Annotated in this window: 15 protein-coding genes; 8 read left to right on the forward strand and 7 right to left on the reverse strand. The window is 59.8% G+C overall.

Annotated features, from left to right (window positions below):
- Positions 1 to 39: 39 nt before the first annotated feature.
- Positions 40 to 1,212 (reverse strand): acyl-CoA dehydrogenase family protein, encoded by a 1,173-nt coding sequence (locus tag NUH86_RS18240; RefSeq protein WP_267252739.1) that lies wholly within the window; start codon positions 1,210 to 1,212, stop codon positions 40 to 42.
- Between the two features lie 267 nt (positions 1,213 to 1,479).
- On the opposite strand from NUH86_RS18240, the gene NUH86_RS18245 reads away from it, so the two are divergent.
- Positions 1,480 to 3,894: a TonB-dependent receptor gene (locus NUH86_RS18245; protein WP_267252740.1), complete on the forward strand. Its 2,415-nt coding sequence runs from the start codon at positions 1,480 to 1,482 to the stop codon at positions 3,892 to 3,894.
- Positions 3,895 to 3,980: 86 nt separating this feature from the next.
- Here the strand turns inward: NUH86_RS18245 and NUH86_RS18250 are convergent, their stop codons facing one another.
- Positions 3,981 to 4,739, reverse strand: a complete 759-nt coding sequence (locus NUH86_RS18250) for a hypothetical protein (RefSeq protein ID WP_267252741.1) — start codon at positions 4,737 to 4,739, stop codon at positions 3,981 to 3,983.
- A gap of 171 nt (positions 4,740 to 4,910) precedes the next feature.
- Here NUH86_RS18250 and NUH86_RS18255 point away from each other — a divergent pair, with 171 nt between their 5' ends.
- From NUH86_RS18255 to NUH86_RS18265, 3 genes are read left to right on the forward strand one after another with little or no spacing between them, the layout of a single operon-like run.
- Positions 4,911 to 5,684 (forward strand): SDR family oxidoreductase, encoded by a 774-nt coding sequence (locus tag NUH86_RS18255; protein WP_267252742.1) that lies wholly within the window; start codon positions 4,911 to 4,913, stop codon positions 5,682 to 5,684.
- A 35-nt stretch (positions 5,685 to 5,719) separates the two neighbouring features.
- Positions 5,720 to 7,291, forward strand: a complete 1,572-nt coding sequence (locus NUH86_RS18260; protein ID WP_267252743.1) for an AMP-binding protein — start codon at positions 5,720 to 5,722, stop codon at positions 7,289 to 7,291.
- A 19-nt stretch (positions 7,292 to 7,310) separates the two neighbouring features.
- Positions 7,311 to 8,306 carry an aromatic ring-hydroxylating oxygenase subunit alpha gene (locus tag NUH86_RS18265; protein ID WP_267252744.1) on the forward strand — a complete coding sequence of 332 codons (996 nt, stop codon included), beginning with the start codon at positions 7,311 to 7,313 and terminating at the stop codon, positions 8,304 to 8,306.
- On the opposite strand, the gene NUH86_RS18270 is transcribed toward NUH86_RS18265, so the two are convergent.
- Together NUH86_RS18270 and NUH86_RS18275 are read right to left on the reverse strand one after the other, a co-directional pair.
- Positions 8,307 to 8,720: an ester cyclase gene (locus NUH86_RS18270; protein ID WP_267252745.1), complete on the reverse strand. Its 414-nt coding sequence runs from the start codon at positions 8,718 to 8,720 to the stop codon at positions 8,307 to 8,309. It lies immediately after the preceding gene.
- A gap of 105 nt (positions 8,721 to 8,825) precedes the next feature.
- Positions 8,826 to 10,316 carry an aldehyde dehydrogenase family protein gene (locus tag NUH86_RS18275; RefSeq protein WP_267252746.1) on the reverse strand — a complete coding sequence of 497 codons (1,491 nt, stop codon included), beginning with the start codon at positions 10,314 to 10,316 and terminating at the stop codon, positions 8,826 to 8,828.
- Between the two features lie 250 nt (positions 10,317 to 10,566).
- On the opposite strand from NUH86_RS18275, the gene NUH86_RS18280 reads away from it, so the two are divergent.
- On the forward strand, positions 10,567 to 12,762 hold the full coding sequence (locus NUH86_RS18280; RefSeq protein WP_267252747.1) for a TonB-dependent receptor: 2,196 nt from the start codon (positions 10,567 to 10,569) through the stop codon (positions 12,760 to 12,762).
- 110 nt (positions 12,763 to 12,872) lie between these two features.
- Here the strand turns inward: NUH86_RS18280 and NUH86_RS18285 are convergent, their stop codons facing one another.
- Together NUH86_RS18285 and NUH86_RS18290 are read right to left on the reverse strand one after the other, a co-directional pair.
- The gene (locus NUH86_RS18285) at positions 12,873 to 14,036 is read right to left on the reverse strand and encodes a DUF1214 domain-containing protein (RefSeq protein ID WP_267252748.1); all 1,164 of its coding nucleotides are present in this window, start codon (positions 14,034 to 14,036) and stop codon (positions 12,873 to 12,875) included.
- Between the two features lie 14 nt (positions 14,037 to 14,050).
- Entirely contained in the window at positions 14,051 to 14,824 is a 774-nt protein-coding gene (locus NUH86_RS18290) for an SDR family NAD(P)-dependent oxidoreductase (protein ID WP_267252749.1), read from the reverse strand.
- A gap of 234 nt (positions 14,825 to 15,058) precedes the next feature.
- Between NUH86_RS18290 and NUH86_RS18295 the strand changes: the two genes are divergently transcribed.
- On the forward strand, positions 15,059 to 16,210 hold the full coding sequence (locus tag NUH86_RS18295; RefSeq protein ID WP_267252750.1) for a sulfotransferase family protein: 1,152 nt from the start codon (positions 15,059 to 15,061) through the stop codon (positions 16,208 to 16,210).
- Positions 16,211 to 16,332: 122 nt separating this feature from the next.
- On the opposite strand, the gene NUH86_RS18300 is transcribed toward NUH86_RS18295, so the two are convergent.
- Positions 16,333 to 18,501, reverse strand: coding sequence for a CoA transferase (locus NUH86_RS18300; RefSeq protein WP_267252751.1), 2,169 nt, complete (start codon positions 18,499 to 18,501; stop codon positions 16,333 to 16,335).
- A gap of 253 nt (positions 18,502 to 18,754) precedes the next feature.
- Between NUH86_RS18300 and NUH86_RS18305 the strand changes: the two genes are divergently transcribed.
- Both NUH86_RS18305 and NUH86_RS18310 read left to right on the forward strand, forming a co-directional pair.
- Complete coding sequence (locus NUH86_RS18305) at positions 18,755 to 19,858, forward strand: amidohydrolase family protein (protein WP_267252752.1); 1,104 nt, start codon at positions 18,755 to 18,757, stop codon at positions 19,856 to 19,858.
- Positions 19,851 to 20,846 (forward strand): extradiol ring-cleavage dioxygenase, encoded by a 996-nt coding sequence (locus tag NUH86_RS18310; protein ID WP_267252753.1) that lies wholly within the window; start codon positions 19,851 to 19,853, stop codon positions 20,844 to 20,846. The genes NUH86_RS18305 and NUH86_RS18310 overlap by 8 nt, the downstream gene beginning before the upstream one ends.
- Positions 20,847 to 20,896: the final 50 nt, after the last annotated feature.

Consider the following 20,896-nt stretch of genomic DNA (forward strand, 5'->3'; position numbering starts at 1 on the left):
GTTTTCTAAGCAGATGATGCCTTTTGCTTTGAAAATGCTTCAGAAGAACCGGGCCATCGTCTTCTTCTGCACCTCGCTGGTGCCGGCATAGATGGACGCCAGCCGGGTCGCGGTGAATATCTGCGAAATGGGTGCGTCGGTCATATAGCCATAGCCGCCGTGGAGTTGCAGGCATTCGTTGGCGGTATGGAATGCGCGGTCGGCGAACCATATCTTCGCGGCTGAGGCTGTCTCATCGTCAAGCGTGCCGTGGTCCAGCTTGTTTAGGACGGAATCGAGGAACGCCTGTCCGGCAAGGATATCCGCGCGGATTTCGGCCAGCTTGAACTGTGTGTTCTGATATTCGATCAATGTCCTGCCGGAAATCTTCCGATCCTTCGCATGTGCGACGGTCAGGTCGAAGGCCAGTTGCATGGCGCCGAAGGATCGGGCCGCGGAAAGCGCGCGATCCGGGGGGAACAGGAGGCGCAGGTTGTCGGACAGCCCGCACCCCTGCCTTCCCACGATGGCGGAGGCCGGGACGCGCACATCGTCAAGGAAAAGCTCCGCCACGCCCTGCGCCTTCATGCCGAGGGTGTCCATGCGCTGCCGGGTGAAGTTTTTTGCATCGCCTTCTACAAGGAACATCGTCATTGCATGGCGAGGACCGTCGCAATCCTCCTGGGTGCGGGCGAGAATGTAGAAAAGGTCGGCATTGCAGCCATTGCTGATGTAAACTTTCTGGCCGCTGATCCGGTAATCGCCCCCATCCTTTCGCGCAGTGCTGCGAAGCGACAGGACGTCGGAGCCGGCTTCCGCTTCCGTAAGTCCCAGAGCCTGATTGACATCGCCTGCCAGAATCGCCGGGAACCAGCGGTCCTTCTGTTCACGCGACCCGAATTCCACCAGCATTTCGGTCAGCATGTCGTTCTCGAAGATGCCGCCTACCCAGGCGCCCGCCAGCGAACGGCCCATTTCCTGCGCATGGACGATGCTGAAGAGTTGCGTGCCGCCCGGACCGCCCCACGCCTCTGGAACGAGCGTGCCGACAAGACCGAGCCGGGCAGCCTTCTTCCAGATTTCCCGCGGCACACCACCTGCGGCAGGATCGCACCACGCGCGATAGTAAGGGTCGATTTCGTCGCGGATGAAACGACGCAGCGTGTCGCGAAAAAGTTCATGTTCCAAACTGAAGGGCGTGAATGGGGAAGATCCGTCTGCACTTTTCGACATCGCACTTGTCCTGACGCGCTGCGTTTCCTGATGGCTCGTGCGCCAGCGTTCAGGAGGTGACCGGGCTTGGCTTGCCCAAACTGGATGCTTGTTGTTGGACTATTCGAATTGATCATGTCCAGTCCGCTTCCGGTTTGTTCCGGCCCCGGGGATGTCTGTTGTCCATTATCATGCGGGCCGAACGTCTGGAAGGAATGGAAATTGGGAACGTTCGTGCTCGTTCATGGGGCATGTCACGGCGCCTGGGCGCCCTGACCTGATCGTCAAATGTCTTGTCGATCCGGCAACCCGGCGGCCCAGTGGATAGAAAGTGGAATTGATCGTTTCGGCGCTTCGGTGCGTAATCTTGATCCATTTGAGTCAATCGCCGACGCCGATAATTTGGTGAAAGAAGAAAAGGTACGAATGCACGTGACGCTGACGTCCGGAAAACTGGCGGCAGGTTTGGTTCGGGAGAGGGATATGAAATTGAAATATGCCATGCTGGCGTCGATAGCCGCGATGGCACCGGCTCATGCCGCAATCGCGCAGCAAGCTGACGATGCGAGCAACGGACAGGGATCGGCCGTGGCCAGTGGAGGTCTGGCCGACATCATCGTTACCGCGCAACGTCGTTCGCAGAGCCAGCAGTCGGTGCCGATCGCCATCACGACGATCAGCGCGGACACGCTGGGAGCGACGGGTATATCCGCTACCGACGATCTGGTGCAGATGACGCCGGGCCTCACCTTCACGCGGCAGTTGAAAGGCGCGACGCCCTATATTCGCGGCGTGGGCACGCAGTCGGTCGCCGCAGGCGTCGAAAGCCCGATAGCGACCTATATCGATGGCGTCTATTACATGTCGGCCGTCGGAAACGTATTTTCTTTCAACAATATCGAGCGGGTTGAGGTTCTGAAGGGGCCGCAGGGCACGTTGTTCGGACGCAACGCCACCGGCGGCCTGATAAATGTGATCACGCGAAAACCAAGTTACGACACGTCCCTCGAAGGTAGCCTATCATTTGACAATTACTCGACGCTTGAAGGAAAGGCTTATACGACGACGGGTCTGACCGATAATCTGGCGATGGATCTGGCCGTACAATATGAACGGCAATATGATGGCTTCGGCAGGTATATCGCGACGGGGAACGATGCGCTCTATCGCAGAAGCGGGGGGCTGCGTTCGAAGATCCAGTGGGAACCGACGTCCGATGATCGCTTCACCCTGTCGGCCGATTGGTCGCGCGACAATAGTGACCTGGGCGCCACGCGCGACGTCGTGACAGGCACCGTTTCGGCGCTCGGTATCGGCCCTACCGGTGGATTCTATGATATGCAAGGGGACTATGAAACAAAGGTCCGTACCGATTACTGGGGTGTGAGCCTGCAATATGAACGCCAGTTGGGAAGTGGTTCTCTCACGATATTGAATGCATTTCGGCAACTGAAGTCCCAGGTCAACATTGATCTGGATTCGACCGCGGTTCCATTTCTCGTTGCCCAGATTCACGAAAGCAACCGCACCTGGCAGACCGAAATTCTTTACAACGGCTCATTACCGAATTTCGAATACACAGTAGGGGCTTTCTACTTTAATGCTCGTTCTGCTTATGATCCTCTGACGATCACAAGCGAGGTTGTCCGGAGCCAGAATTATAGTACCTATCCTGTTCAGGATACAACGTCCTATGCGGGCTACGCCCAGGGGACCTATGATATCGGGCAGGCAACGCAGCTCACCGCCGGCCTGCGTTTCACGAACGACGCCCGGGAATTTTCGGCCCAGCGATATGCGCTGGCGCCCAATCCGGCGGGGGCAGGAGCCATTTTGTTGACGCGGGCCCGCACCAAGGCGAATTATAGCAAGCTGACCTGGCGCCTGGCGCTCAACCAGCAGCTTGCCGATCATGTTATGGCGTATGTGAGCTATGATCGAGGATTCAAGAGCGGTGTTTTCAACTCGGCACAAGAGTTGCAGCCGCCTGTCAGGCCCGAAACGCTCGATGCTTATGCGATCGGGCTGAAGTCGGAGCTGATTGACAGAACGCTGCGACTCAACATCTCGGGATTCCATTATGATTATAAGGACATCCAGCTCGCACGACTTGAAAATGGCACTCTGTTCCTCTTGAACGCCGCGCAAGGTCGCATCAATGGTGCGGAAGTCGAAGCTGTATTTTCACCTCATCTTGCGAATGGTCGTCTGGATATCAACTTTGGCGCAACTTACCTCGATGCCAAGTACAAGTCGTTTCCCAATGGCCCGTCACTCGTTCCCGCGCCCGGCGTATGCACGCCGACACCAAACTCTACCGGAATGCCAACAGGCGGCAATGTTCCCTGTTCAGCCGACCTGAGCGGCAACCGGATGGTGCGGTCGCCGAAATTCGCCTTCAACGTTGGGGGAACCTATGCTTTCCCGGTGGGGCAGAGCGAACTTGCGCTGACCGTAAACTATGCGTGGACCGGCAAATATTTCTGGGAAGCCGACAATCGCATGGTCCAGGACAGCTATGACCTGCTGAATGCCACCGCAAGGCTCGGCTTCGGCCCGGATCAACGGTTCGGCATCAGCCTCTTTGGCAAGAACCTGACCAACAGCCATTACAGTTCCTACCAGACGCAAAGTGCGTTGGGCGATACGCAATCGCCGGCCCCGCCCCGAACCTATGGCGCGGCCATCGATTTCAAGTTCTGAACCTGAAAATGCCCCGTTTCGTATTGAAACGGGGCATTTTCACACTTGATGGAATGCCGTTGGCCGAGGCTTCAGTCCGGTCGGCTTCAGAACTCCAGCGGCAATCCGATCACATCCTGGAAAATATGGTCGCGATGCGCGATCAGACGGTCGCTGAGTACGCCGGCTACGCGGGGTTCGTATGTGTCATACATCGCGCGCTGATAGGCGGGAATATGATCGGCGAGATGGTCCGGGACATCGAACATGATCGAGAATGAGGCCCAGTAGAGGTCGGCTGCCGTCGGTCTGTCGCCTACCAGATAACGGTTCCCCAGCGAATGTTGTGCGGCAAGCCTCTGGTCCAGGCCGGACAATATCTGGAAGAGCCTTTCGGGCGCGCTGGCCGCGGTGTCCGGCGCGAAGCCATATTGATCGCGCAATCTTTGCGACCCGCTGGTCTTGGCCGGGCCGCTCAATGTCCACATCGAAATGCGCCGACACCAGCCAAGACCCCAGAAGCCACAGATTTCCGCAGCGATGCCGAGGCAGATCTGGCGATCTTCGGCATGGTCGGGCAGCAGCGACGGCCCCCGACCCAGCCTTTCGGCGAGGAAAAGGATTTCGAGCCACCCGCTGCAAGGCGGTTCGTCGTCCAGCACGGCGATAGGCGCGTTGCGCATCCCGGTCCATTCGACCAGCTCGTCATTGGCTTCGCCTGCCATTTGGGCGACGGGCAGATAGTCGACGGACCGAAAGCCGAGCACCGCCTTTGCCGCCTGCCCCCATGGACCCGGTACATGGGCGGTCAGCACCAGCCGAAGGCCCGGTGAATTGCGTGCCTCGTTCACCGACAGATATTCCATGTGCTTTCCTCTCCTGCTCCATACGGACATGGCATGGGCAGGACGAAAACTATGTCCGCGTCCCCTTGCCCGCAATGGGATCGCCCGCCACGCATGCGCGAACAGCCAGTTCGATCAAGCGCGCGGTGGTGAGAGAGGTCAGTTTGCCACTGATTGAAATGGAGAGTTTCGTTGGGCAGATTGTCGGGAAAGGTGGCCGTCATAACCGGCGGAGCCAAGGGACTGGGTGCCGCGGATGCGCGGTTGTTCGTGGAGGAGGGCGCATTCGTGGCCATTGCCGATACGGATGCGGACGAGGGCGAGGCGCTGGCCGCGTCGCTGGGCGGGATGGCGCAGTTTCTTCGCGCCGACGTCAGCGTAGAGGCGGAGGCGGCGCAACTGGTCGATAGCGTGATGTCGTGCCATGGCCGGTTGGATGTTTTCGTCAACAACGCCGGAATATCACTGCCCGGCACGCCCGTCAGCCTTGTGGAGCCGGACTATCGGGCGGTCATGGCCGCCAGCATCGACGCGACTGTATTCTGCTGCAAGCACGCCCTGCGCTTGATGCGGCAGGGCGTGATCGTCAACATGTCGTCGATCGCGTCCATCCAGGGTGTGCCCTATTCTGCCGCCTACTCCGCAGCAAAGGGAGCGATAGAGGCCTATACCCGCAGCGTCGCAGTCTATTGCAAGGTCAATGCGATAGACGTGCGCTGCAATTCTGTGCATCCTAGTGCATTCGACACGCCGATGTTCCAGGAAAGCATCGAGGCGATGGGCAGAACGCTCGAACCGGAAGTGGCGGCGCAGTTTCGGGCGCGGGCTGCGAGAGGCGCTGGCGATCCCCGCGATGTGGCCAATCTGGTTCTGTTCCTCGCATGCGATGAGTCACGCTATATCAACGGGCAACGGTTTGTGATCGACAATGGCGGCATTGTGACGCCGCTGGGAGTGGGAGGATGACGCAATCCGGCAAATCCGATCGAGTCGAGAATCCGGTGGCACAGTCCCACGGGGCAACCATGGGACGCCTGATCTGCACATCCATTGCCCGTTATGGCCCGCGCATCGCGCTGGTCGACGACAGGGTCAGTTGGACATATGCCGAACTGGGCGAGCAGATCGGAAAGGCCATGGATGTCTTGCGGTCCAGCGGGCTGGAAAGAGGGCAGGGCATTGCCATACTCTCGGCTAATCGCTGCGAACTGGTGGCGGTCGAATATGCGGCGATGCTGCTGGGGCTGAGTTACACCGCGCTTCATCCGATGGCGGCGCAGGACACGCATGAATTCATTCTGGCGGACTCCGGCGTCCGCATGCTGCTGGTCGATGCGGACGTGCTGAAATGGCCGCTGCGGGGGGTACGGGAGCGCATCCCCTCGCTCCGCAAGGTTTTCGCCTTGGGGGCGGTTGACGGCGCGGAGGATTTTGCCGCCGCCATGGCCGGCGCCACGGTCGCGCCCTTGCGCGACGAGGCTAAGGCCGACGATGTCGTTCGCTTGTTCTACACAGGCGGCACCACCGGCAAGCCCAAGGGCGTTATGTGGCCGCACCGGGTCATGCTGGCGGTGACGGTGCTTCAGGGCATCGATTGGGAATTGTCCGCCCAACCCCGTTTCCTGGCCGTGACGCCTGTCAGCCATGCGAGCGGTGCAGTCATCCCGACGGTGTTGAGTCGTGGTGGATCGGTGCGGCTGACCAAGGGATTTTCGGCCGAAGGCTTCTGCGCGCTGGTAAGGGAGGAGGGCATCGACAGCACTTTCCTGGTGCCCACGATGATCTACCTCCTGCTCGATCACCTGAAGCGGACGGGAGAGCGGCTGGAGGGCCTGGACACCATCATGTATGGCGCGGCGCCCATGTCGCCTGATCGCCTTCGCGAAGGCATGGAGAGGTTGGGACCGATCTTCTGCCAGCTCTATGGCCAGACGGAAGCGCCGATGTGCATCACCACCTTGCGCAAGGGCGACCACGACCCGAACAATGCGCAAATACTCGCGTCATGCGGATATCCCACACCGCTTGTCAGCGTCGTCTTGCTGGACGAAGAAAACAGGCCGGTCGAGCCGGGGCGTCCCGGCGAGTTGTGCGTGCGCGGGCCGCTTGTCTCGAATGGCTACTGGAACCGGCCCGATGCCAATGAGAAAAGCTTTTCCGGCGGCTGGCTGCATACCGGCGATGTCGCGGTGCGGTCGCCCGAAGGCTATTACACTATTGTCGACAGGACGAGCGACCTCATCATCACCGGCGGCTTCAATGTGTATCCGAGCGAAGTGGAAGATGTGCTGAACGCCGATCCCGCCGTCGCTCTTTCCGCCGTGACGGGTGTTCCCGACCCCAAATGGGGTGAAGCGGTGACTGCGTTTCTGGTCGTGAAGCCCAGTGAAAGCGTGGACCTGGAGGCGTTGCGCGCCCGGATCCGCACTGCGCGGGGCGCTATCTGGGTGCCGAAGGAATTTCATATCGTCGATGAAATTCCGTTGACCGCGATCGGCAAGATCGATCGGAAGGCGCTGGGCAGCCTGCTGTCCCGCAAGCGGGAAGTGACGGACGGAGCAAATGGTGACTAAGCCCGATACACTGCGGAGCATGGACGCGCGCCTATATTGTGACGCCGATATTTTCGAGCGTGAACGGTCAGCGATCTTCCAGCGTTCCTGGCAACTGGTCTGTCTTCACGATGCGGTGGCTGCGCCGGGGGCCTGTCTTCCGGTCACGATCGGCGGAGCTGCCCTCATTCTGTTACGGGGCGATGATGGCATATTGCGTGCCTTTCGCAATGCCTGCCCGCATCGCGGTGCCCGGCTGGTGGAGGAAACGCGCGATTGCGTCGACGAACTGCAATGCCCTTATCATGGCTGGAAATTCGATACGCGCGGGTCGCTGACCGACATGCCCTGGTTCGGGCAGCCGTCCCCTCTGGACCCGGCCCTCTACCCGCTGTCGAAAGTCGGCATCGCCGAATGGCGCGGGCTGATCTTTGTCGCGATCGATCCCATCGAGCCGCTTGAGCGTCAACTGGGCGATCTGCCCGATCTGCTGGAACCCGTTCCGCTGGAAAACATGGCGACGCTGGGCCGCAGCACATTTGCTGCCGACGTGAACTGGAAATGCTATTTCGACCAGTTCACGGAAAATTACCACGTCCCCATAGTCCACGCGCCTGACAAAAGCGTCGAAATCTGGAACTATACGGTGATGACCGGGGACAACACCGTCACCCTGGCGGCTCCGGGCGACGGCATGCATTTCGGCGGGCGGTGGGTGTGGATCTGGCCGAGCTGCACATTTTCGACCTTTCCGGGAGGCGCCAAGCTGAGCCGCATCGAACCAACCGGCCCGATGTCCTTTGGAATCCACTATCAATATCTGTTCGAACGCTCCGCGCCGCTGGACGAGAATGCAAGGCAAAGGGTCATCCAGTCGACCGAGGCGATCTTTCGAGATGACGTGATGGCCTGCAAGCTTGTCCAGGGCAATTACGCTAGCGGGAGCTTTCAGTCAGGTCCGCTGCGGGCCGATCTCGAAAACGGAACCGCCTATTTTCAATCCAGGATTCTGGATGCGCTGGGCATGGCGCGATGATCAAATTTCCTGCCCCAGATCGCGTCTCAATGCGACCTCGTCGACATTGTGCCAGCTTTCCACGATCCTGCCGTCGCAGAATCGGAAGAAATCCACGGCGTTGATCCTCACGTTGCGGCCGCTTGCAGGAATGCCGAGATAGTTGCCATTGTGGGTGCCGCTGGTGATCGACCGGCACACCACAAGGTCATCTTTGCCGAACAGCAGTTCGATCTCGACCGTGGCGTCGGGGAATGCGCCGCGAAACCCGGTGAGGGTCGCCTTCGCCAGTGTGCCGCCGGTGACCGCGCCATGCAGGTGCCGCTTGCAAGTGGGCGATAATATCCGGTCGAGAATGTCGGGCTGGTTCCTGCCCCATCCCTCCATCAGATATTCTCTGGCCAGAGCCTCATTACGTGCGACTTCCTCATTCATGTCGATGCATCCCGTGCCTGCGTGCAGGCTGTGACGATATGGCAGGAACAGAGCGATTCCCGGCTGATCGGAATCGACAGTTGGCCAGCAAATCGCTCCTCCCGTTCAGTCGAGTTTCACGAAGACGGACTTTGTTGAAAGATAGGGATCAAGCCCCTCGCGCCCCAGTTCTCCGCCCCAGCCCGATTGCTTGTGTCCGGCGATCGGAAGGGACGTGTCGGTCACGAATGCGCAGTTGGCCCAGACGACGCCGGCATCGATCCGCTTCGCCATTCTGTGGATTTTTCCGGCATCGCGCGACCAGATCGCGGACGCAAGGCCATATTCGGTGCTGTTGGCGATCCGGGCGATATCCTCTATGTCGTCGAACGGCGACGCGCACAGAACGGGACCGAAAATCTCTTCGCGGACCACGCGCGCGTCGGGATTCGGATTGGCCAATATCGTCGGTTCGAAGAAGAAGCCCGGGCGGTCGGAAACCATCCTCCCGCCGGTCACTATTTCCGCGCCGTCGCCTGGCCCGGTTTCGACCAGCGATTTCACCCGCTGCAATTGCTTGTCGGAAATGATCGGGCCGATCTGCGTGTCGGATGCAAACTGGTCGCCGATCTTCATGCTGCCGGCGATAGCGGCAATGCCTTCGACCACCTTGTCGAAAGACTTGCGCTGTACATAAAGGCGCGACCCGGCCACGCAGACTTGGCCGCTGCGCACGAATATGCCGGTCGCCACCCCCTGTATGGCGGCGTCGAGATCGGCATCGTCAAAGACCACGACCGGGGATTTGCCGCCCAGTTCGAGCGTAATCCGCTTGAGATTTCCTGCTGCCGCCTTGACGATTTCCTTGCCCACCATCGTCGATCCGGTGAAGGCGACCTTGGCGATGCCGGGATGGGCGGCTATGGCCGCACCGGCTTCGATGCCATAGCCGGTCATGACGTTCAGGACGCCTTCCGGCAGGCCCGCTTCCAGCGCCAGTTCGGCAAGGCGCAGGGAAGAAAAGGGCGTTTCCTCCGACGGCTTGAGCACACAGGTGCAACCGGCCGCGAGCGCCGGGGCGATCTTGATCATGGCGATCGACATGGGAAAGTTCCATGGCGTCACGAAACCGCACACGCCGATCGGCTGCTTCAAGGTATAGGCATGAAACTCGCCGGTTGCAGGGCTCGATATTTCGCTGGTTACGCCGTGGATCTTGGTCGCCCAGCCTTCATAGTAGCGCAGATAGGAAACGACTTCGCCCACCATGCGCAGCGCCATGCCGTGCAGCATGCCGCTGTTCAGGGATTCGATGAACGCCAGTTCTTCGGCATGTTGTTCGACTAGATCGGCATAGCGCGACATGATGCGGGCGCGGTCGGCGGCGCTCGTCCTTGCCCACGGGCCGTCCGTGAATGCACGATGGGCGGCGTCGACCGCCGCATCGACATCTTCCGCCGTGCCGCGCGGAACCGATCCGATCGTCTTGCCAGTGCCGGGGTCGCGGATGGCCATGGTGGCTCCGGCCTGCGCAGGCACCGGCCGCCCTCCGATCAGCATCAGATGCTCACCAATTGTCCGTTCATTGAAGTCGATCGTTTTTGCGGCTTTTATCATCTCTTCCCCGAAATTTCCTTCATTGTCCCTCGACTTCATGGCCGACAGAATATCGTGGCAAGTTCAAGATGCTACCGACCTCATTTCGGCCGGAATAAGGATCCAGTTCGAGCGCACATTAGCATATTGCCATGTCAAGTCATCAGCATGACGTGGATGTGCAAGTTGAATGCTCCATCTGGGCCAAGTGCCATCCGTCAATTGACGTTACGTAATCCGAACAAAAAAATGTATAATTGGGAGATGGGGGGTGAAGACATTACGCTTTCATTATATGGCTGCGGTAACGGCGATAGCGATTTACCAGATGGCTTCGCTGGCCCATGCGCAAAACACGAGTGGCGCTGACAACGCGACAATAGGCGACATCATCGTCACGGCCCAGAAGCGCGAGGAACGACTTCAGGACGTTCCGATATCGATCAATGCGATAACTGCAAGCGACGCGCTGGAAGCAGGGATCAAGACGACAACGGACCTTTCCATCGCCGCGCCGGCCGTGAACATCGTCCGAATAACGCAGGCGCCGATCGTGTATATCCGCGGGGTAGGAACCGACAACGGCGCCGCCGGGGAAGAGGGGAGTAATCCCATCTATCTCGATGGTTTCTACAATCCTTCTATTGCAGGTTCCTATTTTTCGCTGAACAACATAGAGCGCATCGAAGTACTCAAGGGACCGCAAGGTACGCTCTTCGGCCGCAATTCGACCGGTGGCGCAATCAATGTCATCACCAGGATGCCGAGCCACACCGCCACCGCGAAACTGTCGTTGGGCTATGGCAATTATGATACGGTCGAAGCCAGCGCCTATGCTTCAGGTAGCCTTACGAGCACTATTGCGGCCGACATCGCGCTCTATTCGATCCAGCAGCACGACGGCTGGGGCAAGAACCTGGCTAACGGTCGCGACGTGTTCCGACAGAATGAAAAGGCGGTCCGCACCAAGTTTCTGATCGAGCCGTCGACTAGCACGAGAATCACGATTGCTGGCGATTATTCGGTCAACCGTTCGGATACGGGCATTCCATGGCAGTCCATTCCTGGCGCCTTCACGCCTGTAGTGCTGCAGGGTTATTCCGGCACCCCCTATGTCATCACGAACAATTTGCAGCCCAAGAACAATGTCTGGCAATGGGGTATCAACGGCAGGATCGAACAGTCGTTGGGAGGTCTCGAACTGGTAAGCATGACCAGTTACCGCAAGTTGCGTGCGGACTATGAATTCGATCAGGACGCCAGTGGTTTTTCCCTCGTCAACGCATTTTTCCATTCCGGGACCAGAAGTTTCACGCAGGAATTGCAACTTCAGTCGTCCTCGACCAGTCCGATCCAGTGGATCGTCGGCGCTTTCTATCTGAACACCACCACCGATGCCGACCCGCTGTTGCTGACAGGCGCTGCCTTTGCCCGCGTCGGCTTTAGTGACGAGCGGTTCGGGTCAGTCGCGACAAAGTCGCTTGCCGGATATGCGCAGGCGACGATCCCGCTGGGTGAGAAGACCGATATCACCGCAGGCATTCGCTATACACATGACAAGAAATCCGCCAGATTCGAGGAGAATTTCGGTAATGGCGTGTCGATCGACTGGCCGGACAAGCACGGAAGCTGGTCCGAGTTGACCTGGCGCGGGGCCGTCAGCCACAGATTTTCCGAGGTGATCAATGTCTTTGCCAGCGTGAGCAAGGGTTATAAATCGGGCCAGATTTCGATCGTCAATCCGGCAAATGACATCATCGACCCGGAGACACTGATCGCTTATGAGGCGGGTTTCAAGAGCGACCTCTTCGATCGGCACGTCCGGCTGAACGCATCGGTTTTTCACTATCGATACAAAGATATCCAGTTGCAGACGATCATTCAGGGAACCCAGTTCCTGCTCAACGCTGCCAAAGCCCAGGTCACGGGGCTGGACACCGACCTGATCGTCAGTCCCAGTTCACGTCTCTCGATCACCGCGAGCGGATCCTATCTGTTCAAGCATGAATATACCGACTTTCCCAATGCACCGGGCAAGGTGCGCTATCCCTTGCCACCGTTGTGTAATCCGGCCATTCCGGTAACCGGACCTTGCGGTGGCAACTCGACGGTGACCATTGCCAATGCCGCTGGAAACAAAATGATCCGATCACCCCGTTTCCAGGGATCGATCAATGCATCCTATGAAATTCCGCTGGACGACAATTCCCTCACCATCGGCGGCACTGCCGTCTACAACAGCGGTTTCTTCTGGGAACCGGACAATCGAATCCGGCAGGAACGATATACAATCCTGAACGGTAATCTGACCTATAAATTCGCTGACGACAGTATGCGGCTGCGTTTCTGGGGCCGCAACCTGACAAACAAACATTATGCGATCTTCTTCAGTTCTTCCGTGTCGGACTCTGCATCTCCTGCAGCGCCGCGAACATACGGCCTGACCTTTGAGGCGGCTATCAAATAAGGGATTGGAAAGGTTTCCGGTTGTATGCGGATCGGAAACCTTTCCGTTTCCTTATTTGTTCGTGATCGTGCGGTCTGGCGATCGACGGGACCGATCAGACCGGATCGGTCCTACAGACGGCGGCGGGACTGATAGTGGCGGACACGCACCAGTCGTTCCTCACTGCGTTTCTCCACGCTGAGACGATGGGTCGAGGAGGGCAGGGCGGCCGTCAAGTCCGCCCGCTTCACGCGCCGGACTGTCGGAAGGCCCACTTCCGAGGCTTCATTCCATCGCCACATCATCGCGCCCCGGGTCCATCCGCCGGTTTCCAGCCAGTTCGCGACGCCCGGATCGTCGACCGACACCACTATGCGCACCTTGCCGTCGGGATCGACGTGAAGCTGGTCGCCGTTGCGCGCGGAAAATCGGGATACAATATCGATCCCGGCGAAAAAGGGATCGACAAGTTGCACGCTCCAGTAGTTCACCGTGTGCGGCATGTCGCTTTCCAGAATCAGAACCTCGTCCTCGTCAAATTCGAAGGCGCTCTGGAAATAGACCTGCTTGGCGATACCCCCGAAACCGCGCCAGGCTTCACCGGCAAATGCGTTGACCAGCCCTTCGTCGAGCAATTTCCTGACGCATCCGATCAGGAAGGTATTTTGCCTTTCGACATGTCGATGGAGCATGCGCATCCTGTCCATCGGGGTCGGGGCGGCGATGTCGCCCGGTGCAGGCGTGTCGAGACGTTCGATAGTCCAGACTCCGTCGCGCTGATCGGCGCGGGACGTCACCTGGCGCGCGATGACCGATGTGGCGTCTTCGGGGATGTCGAAACGCGGCTCCGCGCCTGTGTCCGCCACCCCCCCGAGCCGGATGGAGAACCGACTGCCTTCCCCGCCCAGCGCTGTCAGGTCGATTTCGCCCAACGTGGCGCCATGGACTTCACCGGTATTCGTTCCGCCCTTGCGGAACATCAGGGATGCGACGCTTTCATCGCCGAGAATTCCACTGACGCGATAGGAGCCGCGAGCATCGATCGGCGCAAAGCGGTAGATCGTATCATGGTTCGGCACGCCCCATGGAAACAGATATCCGGTGTGCGGAACCCAGTCGGGCGCATGGTCTCGTGTCGCGAACAGTTGCACATAGCCCTGCGCCACGAGGTTGAGCACGTGGACGTGATAGGCATCGCGCAAAGCGGGCGGGGGATAGCCCAGCGCAGCGGCGGAGGCGTCAGCCACCTTGAAGATGTCGGCGAGGCTGTCGGCAACGCTGCCGGTCGCGGGCATATTTATCTCAGGGTTCACAGGGAGAAACCTCCATCGATGGGAAGATTGATGCCGGTAACGTAGCTGGCTTCGTCCGATACCAGCCACAAAAGTCCTTGCGCGAGTTCTTCGGCGCCGCCGATACGCCCCATGGGTATTGCCGCTGCAAGCTGTTCTTCGCCCAGTTGTGCTACCGTGCCCCGGCGTAGCATGTCGGTCATGATCGCGCCGGGTGCGAGGCAATTGACCCGGATCAGGTCTGGCGCATGTTCGAGCGCGGCTACCCGCGTGAGGCCGAGAAGCCCATGTTTGCTGGCGACATAGGCCGTCATGCCCTTCATCGCTCGGGTTGCGCTGGCGGACGTGGTGTTGACGATCGCGCCGCCGGTGCCCTGTGCGAGCATGACCCGCAATTGCTGTTGCATCGCCACGAAAATCCCGCGGAGATTGACCGAGCAAATGGCATCGAAACTGTCCAGTGGCAGATCGATCAGCCTGTCGCGCGCGGAATTGTCGCCCGCATTGTTGACGGCTATGTCCAGCCCGCCAAGCTGATCGACGGCGCTCTGGATACCGGCGACGATCGATCCGGGGTCGGTGAGGTCGATCGGCGCGACGCCTGCCCGCCCGCCTTGCAAGCCTATCTCCGCAGCAAGTTGCTCAAGCGCGGCGATATCGCGGGAGCACAGGATCACATGAGCGCCGGCGCGCGCCATGATTCTGGCGCATTCGGCCCCGATCCCGCGGCTGGCCCCGACGAGGATCGCGCGCTTTCCGACCAGCCTGCCTGCGATCGATCCTGCCATCATGCTCTCCAAATGTTGATCGAGTGCCTCTGTTCCTCGCCTCGTCACCATGTCCCCGATGCGGACCGGTCGGCTTTTCCGGCAATGTCCTGAATGCACGGTTCGGTACGGCGTGATCGTCGTCAACGCCAAATGCCGCTATCCCGGCGCGCCAGAAATCTGCACCGCCAGTTGAAGCAAGCGCGATGATGCAAAAGGGGCTGTTGCAAGGGGATGTCGACAGCCAAGGAGGCCCGGATGTCAGCACTGTTCGATGCCAAGGAATTGCAGGATGTGTCGCTCCAGATGGCGGGAGCCGGGCGTTTCCAGGACATGCGGTTCCAGGACGGGTTCGAACGGCTTATCGCTTCGGTCAATCAGGAAGCCCGGATCGGCGACGCGGCGGCGCTGCGCGAACGCTATTTGCGGCTTCTGTCCAACCGGTTGAGGTTTGAGCGCGACCTATCGGCTGAGCCAGGCATCCTCGAAGAGCGGCTGGCTCCTCCGCTAGTCATTATCGGCCTGCCCCGGGTGGGTTCGACCAAGTTGCAAAGGCTGCTGGGGGCAAGCGGCGATTTTCAGGATCTGTTGTTCTGGCAGACCTTCAACGCCGGCCCGGCGAACAGGGGAGAGGGGCCGGAGGCCCGCATTGCCGATGCGATGCGGTTCCTGCGATGGCGATCGGCGGCCAATCCGAAGGTGGATGCGGCTCATCATCTGGCGGCCACGGCACCGGAAGAGGAAATGTACCTGAAGGAATTGTCCTTCACGATCAGTTGGCCAATGGCTTATCTGAATGTTCCCTCCTTTATCGATTGGCTGCGCGGCGCCGATCACGACTATGTCTTTGAAGAATTGCGCCGCCTCCTCCAATATCATCAGTGGCAATTCCATCGCGGGGGCAAGCGGCCCTATATTCTGAAGGCGCCGCCCAATCTGGGTTTCGAGGAAGAGATCAGTCGCCATTTTCCGGATGCGCGCTTCATCATGCTGCACAGGGACCCGGTCGACGTCATTCCTTCGCTCGGCGCCTTGTCCGCGCAGGTTCGGTGCCTGTACAGCGCTGGCGAACCCGATGTTGCATCCGTCACCCGCTGGTGGTTCGATGAGTTCGACATGGCGATGCAACGGCATCTTCGCTGGCGGGACCGGAAGCCGCAAAGCGCTGTCCTCGATGTTGGCTATCAGGAATTGCTTCAGGATGACCTGGGCGTCGTGCGGCGAATATATGCGTTCCTTGGTATGGAACTGGGAGAGCAGCACTGCGTCACGCTCATGCGCGCTTCCAGCAGCAACCAGCAACATGCCCAGGGGCGGCATGAATATTCCCTTGCCACCGGCGGGGTTGGCAGGGACGAAATCGCGGAGGCGTTCAGCGTTTATTCGCAGCGATTTGCCGACTATCTTTAGCCATTGCCGTCATGGCGTCGGCGGCATTTTCGCGAACATGCCCCTTCGCCTGGACAGGATGTAGCGTCCGTTTCGCGGGGAGGGCAGGCGAGGGGGTCGCCCCGCGCGCCCCTTCCCAGCCCTTAACCGTCGATTTTCAGGTCCTTCACCAGAAAGGCATTGGCTTCGCCCCGCACCGGGACATGGCTGGTCGCGCGGATATCATGCCCGTCGATCACAAAGCCGTGGCCGATGCCGTGAACATTGCGCAGGGGCCCCCGGTCCCCGGCATAGTTGAGCCCCATGGCCTGCCGCGCCTGGCTGGCGACAATGGGGCGCCCTTGCGTGTCGACCGGGCTGACCGCATCGATGCCCGTGCTTTTCAGGCGCTTCAACAGGTCGTGGGTTTCGATGGAAGCGATCTTGGCCGCGATTTGCTCCATAACGGGCTGTGACCAGTCATTCGGATCGCCAAGGTCGAACATCTCTGCCAGTGCCCGCTTTTCGCCGGCGGTTCGGGCCGCAAGAGCGACCCAGCCGTCGCTGGTCCGGTAGACATGTTCGTTGGCGGTGTAGCCCCGGCGGTCCTTCATGAGTTCCACCGGGCCGACAAGCGAGCCGTCGGGCGCGAACACGATGTCCGACATGATCATCCAGGGCGAGTTGAGGAGCGGCACTTCCATGGCGGCGCCGCGACCCGTGCGTTCCCGGAAGACCAGCGCGAGGAGAATGGCTATTTCGCCCAGCAAACCGCCGACGGTGTCGATCGGCATCGTGCGGGTCAGTGCGGGGAGGTTGTCGGTACCGCCCGCGCGCAGTTCCAGACCGCTCAATGCCTGCATCATAGGATCGAATGCGGGTAGGTCGGACATGGGGCCGGTGGACCCGAAGCCGGAATTGAACAGCACGATCTTTGCCGGATCGGCATCCAGCAGAGTTGCGCCGTCAATGCCCATGCGTTCCGCCACGCCGACCTTGAAATTGCTGCACACGATATCGGCGCTTTCGATCAGGCGCTGCGCCATGACCCGGCCCTGATCGGCCTTCATGTCGATCGTGACGGAACGCATGCCCCGGTTGGCGGCGGCGAAGAATTTGGCCGATCCGCGCATCGGATCGCCCTTCTCATTCTCGACCTTGAAAGTTTCGGCTCCCAGGTCCCGGAGGTGCAGGCTTGCCGTCGGTCCCGCGACATAGGCCCCGAAATTGACTGCGCGAACACCCGCGAGAGGTTTTTCGCCTGAATGTCCGTCCCGGTCCCTGCGCTCGCCCTTCGTCGCTGCGGGAGCGAAGCGGATCAGCAGGCCTGGCTGTCGAAATCCTCCTTCATATTCGCGGATGATCCCGTTGTGCTGCACCTGGGGCAGGCGCGTAGCCTGTTCATAGGACAGCACCGGGCCGGCGACGATCTTTTCTCGGCCCAACGCTGCCAGCAGGTCGTCGCTGCTCCACCGGGTGATATGTTCCGAAATGAGAGGTATGTCGCCGAAATACTGGTCGTCCGGCAACGATGGATCGGGCAGGCCGGGGTCTGACGGATCGAGATCGGCTTCGATTCCCAGCACCTTGTAAAGACGGTATTTAGCACCCAGCGATCCCAACACGACATGGACGAAATTTCCATCGCTGCAACGCGCGATGATGGGGCGCGCGGCGCGGGGGATATTGAAGCTGAACCAAAGGGGTTCCTCGTCCGCCCAGGACCATAGCGGAGAGAATGTCGTAAGGGCGCTTTCGACGAGGCCCACCCTGACCGATGCGACCTTGCCGTGGCGTTCCCGCATGAATAGCGCGGTGCCGATGGCGACCAGCGCCTGAAGGCAACCACCAAGGCCGGATGTCGAATATCCCAGCATCGCTGGTTCTTCGAGGCCGGTTTCGTACATCATGCCGCTGATCGCCTGGATCAGCAGGTCCGACGAAGGCGCCGCTGACCCTTCGTCCAGCGACAGCCCTTCATCGCTGAGACCGGGTTGGATTTCGGCCAGGATGTAATTGCGAGGTTGTTGCGAAACCGGTACTTCGGGCGGTTGGAGACCCGCCAGTCGCTCACCTCCGACAAGGACGATGTCCGCCGATGCCAGCGCGGCGGAAATTCGGTCCGGCGTTGCCCGTTCGACTTCAGACAGGGCGCTACGCCAGGCGCGATATGCCGGGTAGATATCGTAAAAGGGATCGCCCTGCTCGGGTTCCAGACGCACGACCCTGGCGCCGCAGTCGGCGAGGAATTTGGCGGTCAGTGCTGCGGCGTGCCCAAAGCCCAGGTCGACGACTTCTATCCCATGAAGCGGCAGTTCCTGTTCGTGCTGCATATGTTCATCCTGTTGACGGCGTCAGTGCATCTTCACTGAATTTGCAAGGACGCAACATAGGTGCCTGCGGGATCATAACTGTTCTCATATGGAAAGGACGATTTGACATTGCCGGGTGCCCGGCGGGAACAGCCGCCATGACCGGCGGCCTGCGGAACGCCCGCTCATCCATGTCAAGCAAGCCAAGCTTGCCCCGAACGCTTACCCAAAGCCCACGTGCAATTCGCCATCAGTCAGTCATGCAGGTATCCGAATGATCATTGATTCACATGCCCATCTCGTGACTCCGCTTTCGCTTCTGGGGATCAGGGCGGGACTTGAGGTATCGGGGGGACAGCACTCACTGAAATGGTTGCAGGCCATGCTGCCGCAGTCCGACCTCGATGCTGCCATGGAAAAGAACATCGCCACGATGGACGATGTCGGCACGGACATGCAGATCATCTCTCCGCGTCCGTTCACGCTCATGCACTCGCATAACCGTTTCGATGACGTTGATATGTGGATCCGGCTCCAGAACGACATCATCCATGCCAATGTGGAAAAATATCCCAAGCGCTTCCGTGGTATGGCCGCCTTGCCGCAGGTCAATGGCATGCCGATCGAGACGGCGTTCGCGGAACTAGATCGTTGCATCAACGAACTGGGCTTCGTTGGCATCCTCCTCAATCCCGACCCGAGCGAAGGGAAGGGCGATTCTCCGCACATTGGCGAGGAATATTGGTATCCGCTGTGGGAAAAGCTGGCCGAGATGGACGTGCCTGCCTTGATCCACAGCGCCGGATGCTGCGGCCGGGAAACCTATGACGAGCATTTCGCGACCGAAGAGAGCATGGCGATCACCAAGCTGTCGCACACCGACATTTTCGAGCGGCATCCAGGACTGAAGATCATTGTTTCGCACGGCGGCGGCGCCATTCCTTACCAAATCGGCCGCTGGCGTTCGCACTGGCTCATGACGCAGGCTTCCGAAAACCCAGCCATCGCAGCCTTCTTCAAGGATCTTCAGGCGGCGGCAAAGGCTGGAAGGCCGCTTCCGCAGGCGCCCGACGAACTGGTGATCTTCGACGATGTGCTGAAGAAATTCTACTTCGACACGGATGTGCACGACCCTGAATCGATGAAGCTGCTGTTCGGGAAAGTCGGCGTGGATCGTTGCCTGTTCGGCACCGAACGGCCGGGCAGCGGTGGCGGGATCGACCTTAAGACGGGTCGTCCCATGGATGACCTGAAGTTCACGATCGACAATCTCGACACCCTGACCGACGAGGACCGGCGCAAGCTCTATCAGGACAATGCGCTCAAGGTGTTCACGCGGATTCCGCGGGAAATCGTGGAAGGACGTCTCGATGGCTGAGATCGTACTGGGCATCTGTACATCTCACTCGCCGCTGCTGACCTTCGATGCCCGGACATGGTGCGAACGCGCCGAGGATGACAAGCGCAACCCGGAACTGACCTTGTCCGACGGGCGATCGGTCTCCTACGACCAGCTTTTGCTGGAACGCGGCCCCCGCCATGCGGCGGAAGCGGGTATCGCCAATCTGGAAGTTCAGGCTGCGAAAACCGGCCCTGCGCTCGACAGGCTGGCGGCGGAGATACAGGCGGTCCGGCCGGATGTGGTCCTGATCATCGGGGACGATCAGGAGGAATTGTACAAGGCCGGAAATACGCCTGCCATCGCGATCTATTATGGCGACGAGGTGGTCATGAGACCGCTTGGGGAACTGGTGAGCCAGCCGCCCGCCTGGATGGAACAGGCCATTGGCGGCTATGCCATGGAAACGTCTAACCGCTTCCCTTGCGCGCCGGACTTTTCCCTGCGGCTGGTGGAAGGGCTGATGGATGCGGGCGTCGACCTGGGCGTTGCATCCAGGGTCGATGATCCTTCGAAAGCGGCCTTTGGGCATGCCTTCGGCTTTGTCGCCCGCCGGCTGCTCGACGAAGGCAAGGTGCCTGTCGTTCCCGTGCTGCTCAACACCTATTATCCGCCCAATGTTATCCGGCCCGACCGATGCTATCATATCGGCGAACTGATGAGGCGGGTCATAGAGGCGATGCCCGCTTCGCTTCGCGTCGCGGTGGTGGCGTCGGGCGGACTGAGCCATTTCGTTACCGACGAGGCGCTCGACCTGCGAGTGTTGGAGGCGCTTCGGCAGCATGATCGCGATGCGCTCGGTTCAGTCCCGATGGACGCTTTGCGTGCGGGTTCGTCCGAAATCCTGTGCTGGATCATGGCCGGAGGGGCGTTCAGTCATCTGCGCCACGACTGGTCGGAATATTTGCCGGTGTACAGGACCGAAGCGGGCACCGGCATCGGGCTGGGTTTCGGGGTTTGGAAATGAAGCGGGGCATCTGCATCGCCGAAGAAACCGTCGATCGGCATTTCCTCAAG

Source organism: Sphingobium sp. JS3065 (genome assembly GCF_026427355.1).
Classification (GTDB): Bacteria; Pseudomonadota; Alphaproteobacteria; order Sphingomonadales; family Sphingomonadaceae; genus Sphingobium.